Origin of the sequence: Pseudanabaena sp. CCNP1317, from assembly GCF_034931345.1 — a bacterium.
GTDB classification, from domain to species: Bacteria; Cyanobacteriota; Cyanobacteriia; order Pseudanabaenales; family Pseudanabaenaceae; genus Pseudanabaena; species Pseudanabaena galeata.
This window is the reverse complement of record NZ_JAYGIF010000108.1, coordinates 39,629-47,784: the sequence shown is the minus strand read 5'-3', so window position 1 is coordinate 47,784 and position 8,156 is coordinate 39,629. Positions and strand designations below refer to the sequence as shown.

Genomic DNA, 8,156 nt, shown 5'->3' with positions numbered 1-8,156 from the left:
TTTCTGTGGTGGTAAGATGGACAAAGCTCATGAGGGTATCCTAATTATTGTGATTAATATCAGAATATCCTTATGAGTCCCTTTACGCAAAGATCTCTAGGTGTTGCATTTCATCCTTGAATTGGCGGTTTTGTAGCGATCGCTATTACATTAATTGCCGATCACACGAGCCATAATAAAGGTTCTGAAAGCGCTGCTTAGCGTTGCTTTCAGAGCCTTTGCTAGTTTGGATTTGGGCGCAAATCAATAATAATTTGTTTCTGTTAAGGCTTTAAAAAAGACTCTACCACTTTGACATTCTCAAAACTACCGATAATTAAAGGCGTGCGGCTGTGTAATTTCTTAGGGATTACATCAAGAATTTCTTCAGTTCCTGTGGTCGCACGACCACCTGCTTGCTCAACTAGAAATGCTAAAGGAGCAGATTCGTAAAGCAAGCGCAGTTTTCCATCTGCTTGACCAACTGTACCGGGATAGAGAAACACCCCACCTTGAAAAAGAATGCGATGAATATCCGCAACTAAAGCTCCTGAATAACGTGCTGTATTTCCTTCTTGGCGATGAATGTAGCGTACATATTTGCGCATTGGCTCTTCCCACTGCCAGAAGTTTCCTTCATTAACACTATAAATAGAACCCTTAGCAGGAATATGGATATTCTCTTGAAAGAGAATAAATTCTCCAATACTAGGATCGAGGGTAAATGCGTGAACCCCATTCCCTAGAGAATAAACCAGCATTGTGCTTGTGCCATAGAGAATATAGCCTGCACCAATTTGTTTACGTCCCGATTGTAATAAATCCAGAGCTTCTCCAGATTCATCATTCCCTTCTTGTTGCCGAATCGAAAAGATAGAACCGATCGCTAAATTTACGTCAATATTGCTAGAGCCATCAATGGGATCATAGAGCAGAGTATAGCGGCCAATAGGGCAGTTTTCGGGAATATAATAGGGTTTCTCCATTTCTTCAGAAGCAAGCCGACAGACTAAGCCACTCTGCTCAAAAGCTCGAAGAAAAACACGATTAGCATAGTGATCCATATTTTTGACTGCTTCACCCTGAACATTGACTTCACCTGTAACCCCAAGCACATTTTCCACTAAACCTGCACGACTAAGATGGCGAGCGATCGTTTTGCCTGCTAAACTAATGCGTCCCATCAATGCACTCAGATCATAGGCCTCAGCCGAAAATGTCCCAAATTGCGAAAGAACATGCTGAGAAAGGGTCATAAAGTCACGTCCAAGGACGATCTCATTGGCGGGATTGAGTCTGGTAGAATCAGTCATGGGTGCGATTACCTTAGTTCTTCTTCTCTATTATCTGTCTAAATCTATAGTATTGTGCCAACATAAGAATAATTATGAGCATCTGTCCTAGTTGTAAAGCTGTAAATCCTGATAGTCACCAATTTTGCCAATTCTGCGGCACTAAAATTACTGTAGAAATTACTATAGATTCGACTTTCAATATTCTTGGAGATGTTGCTATCCAACCTTCTTCCATTCCAACACGACCATTAAATTTAGAGTCTGTGCTAGAAGAAATCAAAATTCAGGTAGAAGATTTGGCATCTTCTCAAGTAGTGAGCGATACAGAGAAATTTGCTCCAGAAGAAGAATTACCACTAGAATTTAATTTAGAAGACTTTGCCGATGTGGAGTCAGAAATGACGATGGTTTTATCTTCCACCATGCACTTACAGGATCTAACCTATGCTGGCAAAACTGATGTGGGAATGCAGCGCGATCGCAATGAGGATGATTTTGTCACCATTTTGCAAACTCGTAGCATTAACGGAAAAAGCCAAATCAGCGATCGCAGTCATCGAGGATTATTTGTGTTGTGTGATGGCATGGGTGGACATGAAGGTGGCGAGGTGGCGAGTGCGATCGCGGTTAATTCTATTACGGAGCAGTTTCGTCCATTTTGGATCGATACCTTACCAGGCGAGAAAAAAATCAATGAAATTATCTGCAAGGCAAATCAGCAGATTTTTGCTAAAAATGAAAGTGAAAAGAGGCAATCACTGGGGCGAATGGGAACAACTTTGGTTGTTTTAGCAATTCACGATCTAGATTTGGTCATAGCCCATGTTGGTGATAGCCGTATTTACAAAGTTACAAATTCTCATCAGGAACTCAAATTAGAACCAAAATTAGAGCAAATTACTCGCGATCATGAGGTTCTCAATCAGTTAATCGATCTCGGTGTGGAGATTGAAGTCGCAAGGGCTAGACCTGATGCTCATCAGCTTACTCAAGCGCTTGGACCGAATCCTAGCGATCGCCTTGAGCCTGCCATTGAGTTTTTTACATTAACTGAACCCACTTTATTTTTATTATGTTCCGATGGTTTGTGTGATAACGATGCGATCGAGGATAATTGGCGATCGCATTTACTACCAATTTTAAATAAGGAAACTGATTTACAAACAGGTTTAGATAATCTCATTGAGTTAGGAAACAACGTCAATGGTCACGACAACCTTACTGCGATTCTAGTTTTGTGTGAGCCTAGTACCAGTTCCCAAAAGTATGAAGACACTAAATAAGAATTGATTTCATGTGGAACGTAGATGGTGAATCTCTTGCTGATAGAGCAACAGGGCAACCACAGGGGGATTGCTCCTACCTGCAAATTTCAGGACTTGTAGGGGCTGCGCCCCCGTGCCAGCCCTAGACTTACGCCATCGCAAGAATTCCTTCCTCGTAACTTCAGTAAGAAGTTGGAGCTTTGCGCCGACTTCTTATTTAATAAACTTTAAATGTCTTTCTACGCGGGCTTCGATCACAATATTTGGTTGATTGGATTGCTGATATTTCTTGATTAAATTGAGATCTGGCCATTCCCAAACATACACGGTCTTAGCAAAATGCTGAGAAATATAGGGTTGCAAAGCAATAAAAAATGAATCTCTAAAAATTAATGCTTTTGGTGCATTGGAGCGACAATCCGTAAAAAAGGTAGCTTTTATCTGATCTTCAGGATGCTTCTCTACAATATGTTTGTCACATATGAGTAATGGTTTGTGTAACTCAGGAACTATTTCCTTGAGGAAGTAAGAAATATTCAACATATTGGCAATATCCCCTGAGTTATACTCTGTCAACTTAAAATTCTGCCAAGAGTAATTCATGGGAGTAAGATTTGGATAAAACTTTTGGATCACTCGGAGAATTTCATACTGGGCGATCGCTGCGCCAAAGTCATTCCAGTGGGTATCAGTTTTATAAAATAGTTGTCCTTGTTGCTTAGCTTGGAGCAATGCAGGTCTTAAATCTAGAACTGGTACTTCTGAATTCTTCATATAATCTATCAGTTGATCGAGGCGGGTTTGCTTACCGACTTGACGAATATGTTTAGGCATATATTCTGGATAAATAGAATATTTGTCAGGAATTACTATAAAAAGATAGGGAATACCCTGTTGCTTTAACCATGCATGTTTTTCTTCTAATCCAATTTTCCAGACTCTAAGTTCCTCTAGTGTCAATGGATCATTTCGCCGATAATCCTCAAGACTATTACCCTCCACAGGGTTAACATAAAATAACCAATCCTCTAACCCAATCAACACTTTAGGATTAGAGGAACTCTTCAATAGGATGCTATAAAGAGAATAAATCTGAGTTAGTTGATCGCGTAATCCGAAATGGTCATTAAAGAATAATTCAAACTGTGATGGAAATTTAGTTAATGCTTTTTGACTCCATTCTAATTTAGGAAAATCGGCAAGCTTACGTTTTTCTGTAGCCGATTCTTTACGGTTATGGGTTAAAACTAAAGGTAAAAACAGACCAATGATAAAAGTTGCAATCAATAGATTGTCAAATGTCCGAGATACTTTGTTTCTGTGATGTTCTGTCTGCATAGAGCAAGCAATTTGTCTAGAAATTTATAAATTAAAAGAGGATTTGGATACCAAATCCCTACATCTTTGTAAAAGTAGGGGCTTGGTCTCCAAGCCGCAATCTCAGCGTTCCACGTAACATCTATTAAAAGCGATAATAGATAAATGGATTATAAGTTCCTGCGGCTAAACTAGCGGTGGAAAGCAGAAATAGACTCAATAAAAGAGAATAATACCCACCGTACAGAGCAGGCTGAAGTTGACTAAATTGAGAAGAAATAATTCTCTCTTGTAGTTGTTTCGCAACCCAAATAGCTATTGGTGTTGCCAATATACAGCCGATGATTAAGTTGAATAGAGTTTTGAGATCAAAATAGAGCGATGTAAAGTATTCGACCCCATCGGCATTAGTAATACCAATCATACTTCCCAAGTATTGAATTGCTTGGCTCACAGATTCTGAACGAAAGAATACCCATCCAATCATGACCAGTAATAACGTGTATAAATGCCTAAGTGGTCGCCACAAGCGATCGAGATATTTATGCCATCCCATTCTCTCAATTACCAAATAGGCTCCGTGCAAGGCTCCCCAAATGACAAAATTCCAACTCGCGCCATGCCATAGCCCACATAGTAGAAACACTATCCACAAATTTAAATATGTCCTCAGTGCGGAGCCACGATTGCCGCCCAAAGGAATATATAGATAATCACGAAACCAAGTTGAGAGGGAGATATGCCATCTGCGCCAAAAATCCCGCATAGATTGAGCCGCATATGGATAATTAAAATTCTCTAGAAATTCAAACCCAAAAAGTCGCCCTAACCCGATCGCCATGTCGGAATATCCTGAGAAATCAAAATAAACCTGCAATGTATAGCAGACAATCCCTAACCAAGCCATACCTGTTGTAACTTCACCGACTGGGACAGCAAAGATTTTGTCAGCAACTTCCCCTAATGGATTGGCAAGCATCGTCTTTTTTGCTAACCCAAAAATAAATCGCTGAATTCCTGCCGAAAATTGTGGTCTAGTGACAGTTCGCGACACAATTTGCTTAGCAACATCATGGTAACGGACTATCGGTCCCGCAATGAGTTGGGGAAATAGACTCACGTATAGTCCACAATTAATCGGATTTAACTGCACATCGGTTTCTTGACGATAAACATCAATCACATAAGACATTGCTTGAAACGTAAAAAAGGAGATCCCAATCGGTAGTGGAACTTGAGAATAGGAGATCGCTGGAATTGAAAGATTGTGTAGAACTAAGTTGAGATTGTTAATAAAAAAATTGGCATATTTAAAATAGAATAACAACCCTAAATTAATCACAATTGAGCTAAAAAGGATCTGCCTTTCGTTAAGGAATTTGAGCAGTTTTTGGCGTTGAAAATGTAGTAGTAACCCTGCTCCATAGTTCAGCAATATAGAAGCAGCCATGAGAAACACATAAACTGGTTCTCCCCATGCATAAAAGATCAAGCTCATGATCAACAGAAAAATATTCCGTAGATACAGTAACTTTGAGCTAATCAGGAAATATCCTACTAAGGTGAGCGGCAAAAATAGAAATAGAAACAGAGCTGATGCAAAAATCATGTTTCGCGATCTTTACACTCTTGCTCTTGGTTATAAAGTTTGGGAGATTCTTCAACTACTACTTCTTGAGATTCTAGAGAATCAGGTAAACCTAAAGACAACTCCAACTGATCGCTTGACTGCTCATTAAGTTCTTCTAATTCTTCATGCTGATCATTAACTGAGTTTTCTAATACAACATCAGAAGTAGCTGACTCAGAACTTTTAGCAATATCCGTAATGACATTTTCATTTTGGGGTGTATCAGCTTCTATTTCTATAATGGCGCGATCGCTGATTTCCTCATTTTGTGACTTATTTGCAGCAGTTCTGATTTTGCTAGTAACTTCGATAGTCCGTTCTGCAATTACCGCAAGACTCTCAGGAGAAATATCTTCTGTTGTTGATTTTGTGGTTTCTTGAGCGGCGATCGCATCAAGGGCATCTTCAGCTGACTGATCCATTTCTAGAGATAAGGATGCAGAATTATTTGATGTATTGACTTCTTCAGTAGGCTCATCAAAAAGACTTACCAAATCGGGTAGCTCTTCACGCACCATCCTGATTGGTAAATTTGCTATTAAGGCTGTCATCCGCTTATCAGACTCTAAGCGAATATCTAATGTATTTTCATCAAGTTCTACATACTTAGAAACTACGCGCATAATCTCATGGCGCATATTTTCAAATACCTGTGGCTCGATCGCAGCGCGATCATGGGCAAGGATGAATTTCAAACGCTGCTTGACTTTAGCCCCGCTAGGGACGTTACTTCTTTGAAATAGGCGATCGAGCAGTGTTGAAATCATCTCAAACCTCAGGAGTTCCCACTAATCCAGCTTGACAGACGTGCCAAAAATCCTTTAGGAGGAGCTTCGAGTTGTAAAAACTCAATATTTTTTCCCTCAAGACGTTTTGCCACATTTTCATAGGCTGTGCCAGCCAGCGATGGTTTATCTGACAACACCAATGGTTCCCCTTTATTAGTAGAAACGATCACCTGTTCGTCATCAGGAATTACGCCAATTAATTTAACTGACAAAATATCTAGCACATCTTCGACACTCATCATGTCGTTGTTTTTTACCATCGCTGGGCGAATACGGTTCAAAATTAATTTAATATCCGTAATTCGATTTGCTTCTAGTAAACCAACCACGCGATCGGCATCCCGTACCGCCGAAATTTCGGGAGTTGTCACGACGATCGCTTCTTTTGCCCCAGCGATCGCATTTTGAAATCCCGACTCAATACCAGCAGGACAATCAATTAAAACATAATCAAAATATCGCCCCAAAACTTCAACTAAAGCTTTCATATGTGCAGCCGTAATTGCAGTTTTATTGCGCGTTTGGGGAGCTGCTAATAAAGACAGATTGGGCTGACGCTTATCTTTAACTAGGGCTTGGTCGAGTTTACATTCTCGCGCAATCACTTCTAAAGCTGTATATACAATGCGATTTTCTAATCCCAATAAAAGATCGAGATTGCGTAAGCCAAAGTCAGCATCCACCAAAACCACTTTGCGTCCTAGTTTGGCGAGCGCCATGCCGAGATTTGCTGAAGATGTGGTCTTGCCGACACCACCTTTACCAGAGGTAACAACGATAATGCGACTCATGTTTACGAATTACTGATTAGCGAGGGATAGTTTAGCGAAGAATGATTGAATGCTGAAAAATCAACAACTTGGACAATTTTAATCGCAGGTGTACCTTGCGTACTTACAAATGCGACTTCTGGACAGAAAGATGTACTCGGACTCTCAACACGGGCGATAAAACTCGCAATCCTAACTTGGGTTGCATTGAGGTGTAAAGCCATAACTACTGCTTGAGCATTGCCTTTAGCACCTGCATGAGCCATACCTTTGAGCTTGCCGCACACAATAATATCACCTTCAGAAATTAGTTCTGCACCAGCATTGACATCACCGAAGACAATAATACTGCCAGAGTGCCTAATTTCTGTACCAGATCTTACGGTCATCTTAATGTATAGCGGATCATCTGTCGGTGCATTAGGAATTGGATTAAATCCTAACAACTCGCGAAAGATTGTCCCTTGCTCTACGCAGAAGCCCATACTAGCAGCATTAACCGCAGTTTGACGGCGATTGGTGACTATACAATGCAGCAAAAGTTGATAGTTTTGCAATGCCTCGGATATTTCTTGGAGTTGGCGCGTGTCCAATAGGCGATCGCCTGATTGCAAATATACTTGTGTACGTGGCTTCCAGTCATGACCACTCGCCGCCATGCGATGCTCTAGCTGAGACAGTATTTCTTCCCAAGTCAAGGTTAACAGCGAAGTCTCAGAATTATTGAACTGATTGCTCTCCAGACCGATCGGAGGAATTTCGCCATTATCGTTTGATTTATTGAATGGCAACTTGATCTTTTTGTCAGTTGGTAACAACAGATTCAGCTTGCCATCAAGGGTTTTAAAACGAACTTGCGAGATTTCAGGATCAGGTTCTGGAGCGGGCTGAGTTTTTTTGGTAAGTGAAGTCGTAATTGGTTTCAGTTCACCACCCTCAACATCTGCGATCGTCAGAGGAGCGGGAATATTCCCAGCATACTCCTCATTCTGCTCAGCCACGATAATGACTTCAGGCATCTCCGCAGATGACAAATCCCCTGCACCCGACTGTAATTTTGTTGGAGGCAGAGGATTAGATTTCACGGCAATATTACGCTGGTTGGCATTCAT

At 40.7% G+C, this 8,156-nt stretch carries 8 protein-coding genes; 1 reads left to right on the top strand and 7 read right to left on the bottom strand.

Translation table 11 applies throughout. The features are described from left to right. Nucleotides 1-263: 263 nt before the first annotated feature. The gene (gene fbp, locus VB775_RS19985; RefSeq protein ID WP_281007930.1) at nucleotides 264-1,292 is read right to left on the bottom strand and encodes a class 1 fructose-bisphosphatase; all 1,029 of its coding nucleotides are present in this window, start codon (nucleotides 1,290-1,292) and stop codon (nucleotides 264-266) included. Between the two features lie 74 nt (nucleotides 1,293-1,366). On the opposite strand from fbp, the gene VB775_RS19980 reads away from it, so the two are divergent. Next, nucleotides 1,367-2,557: a protein phosphatase 2C domain-containing protein gene (locus tag VB775_RS19980; RefSeq protein ID WP_281007931.1), complete on the top strand. Its 1,191-nt coding sequence runs from the start codon at nucleotides 1,367-1,369 to the stop codon at nucleotides 2,555-2,557. A 9-nt stretch (nucleotides 2,558-2,566) separates the two neighbouring features. Here the strand turns inward: VB775_RS19980 and VB775_RS19975 are convergent, their stop codons facing one another. The 6 genes from VB775_RS19975 to minC form a co-directional block, all read right to left on the bottom strand. Continuing rightward, nucleotides 2,567-2,701: a hypothetical protein gene (locus VB775_RS19975; RefSeq protein WP_281007932.1), complete on the bottom strand. Its 135-nt coding sequence runs from the start codon at nucleotides 2,699-2,701 to the stop codon at nucleotides 2,567-2,569. A 51-nt stretch (nucleotides 2,702-2,752) separates the two neighbouring features. Next, nucleotides 2,753-3,826: an alginate O-acetyltransferase AlgX-related protein gene (locus VB775_RS19970; protein WP_323216916.1), complete on the bottom strand. Its 1,074-nt coding sequence runs from the start codon at nucleotides 3,824-3,826 to the stop codon at nucleotides 2,753-2,755. 175 nt (nucleotides 3,827-4,001) lie between these two features. After that, nucleotides 4,002-5,465 (bottom strand): MBOAT family O-acyltransferase, encoded by a 1,464-nt coding sequence (locus VB775_RS19965; RefSeq protein ID WP_281007934.1) that lies wholly within the window; start codon nucleotides 5,463-5,465, stop codon nucleotides 4,002-4,004. Next, nucleotides 5,462-6,253: a cell division topological specificity factor MinE gene (gene minE / locus VB775_RS19960; RefSeq protein ID WP_281007935.1), complete on the bottom strand. Its 792-nt coding sequence runs from the start codon at nucleotides 6,251-6,253 to the stop codon at nucleotides 5,462-5,464. Before minE ends, VB775_RS19965 begins: the two co-directional genes overlap by 4 nt. A gap of 8 nt (nucleotides 6,254-6,261) precedes the next feature. Next, complete coding sequence (minD, locus tag VB775_RS19955) at nucleotides 6,262-7,065, bottom strand: septum site-determining protein MinD (protein ID WP_094536334.1); 804 nt, start codon at nucleotides 7,063-7,065, stop codon at nucleotides 6,262-6,264. Nucleotides 7,066-7,067: 2 nt separating this feature from the next. Beyond that, nucleotides 7,068-8,156 (bottom strand): septum site-determining protein MinC, encoded by a 1,089-nt coding sequence (gene minC / locus VB775_RS19950; protein ID WP_281007936.1) that lies wholly within the window; start codon nucleotides 8,154-8,156, stop codon nucleotides 7,068-7,070.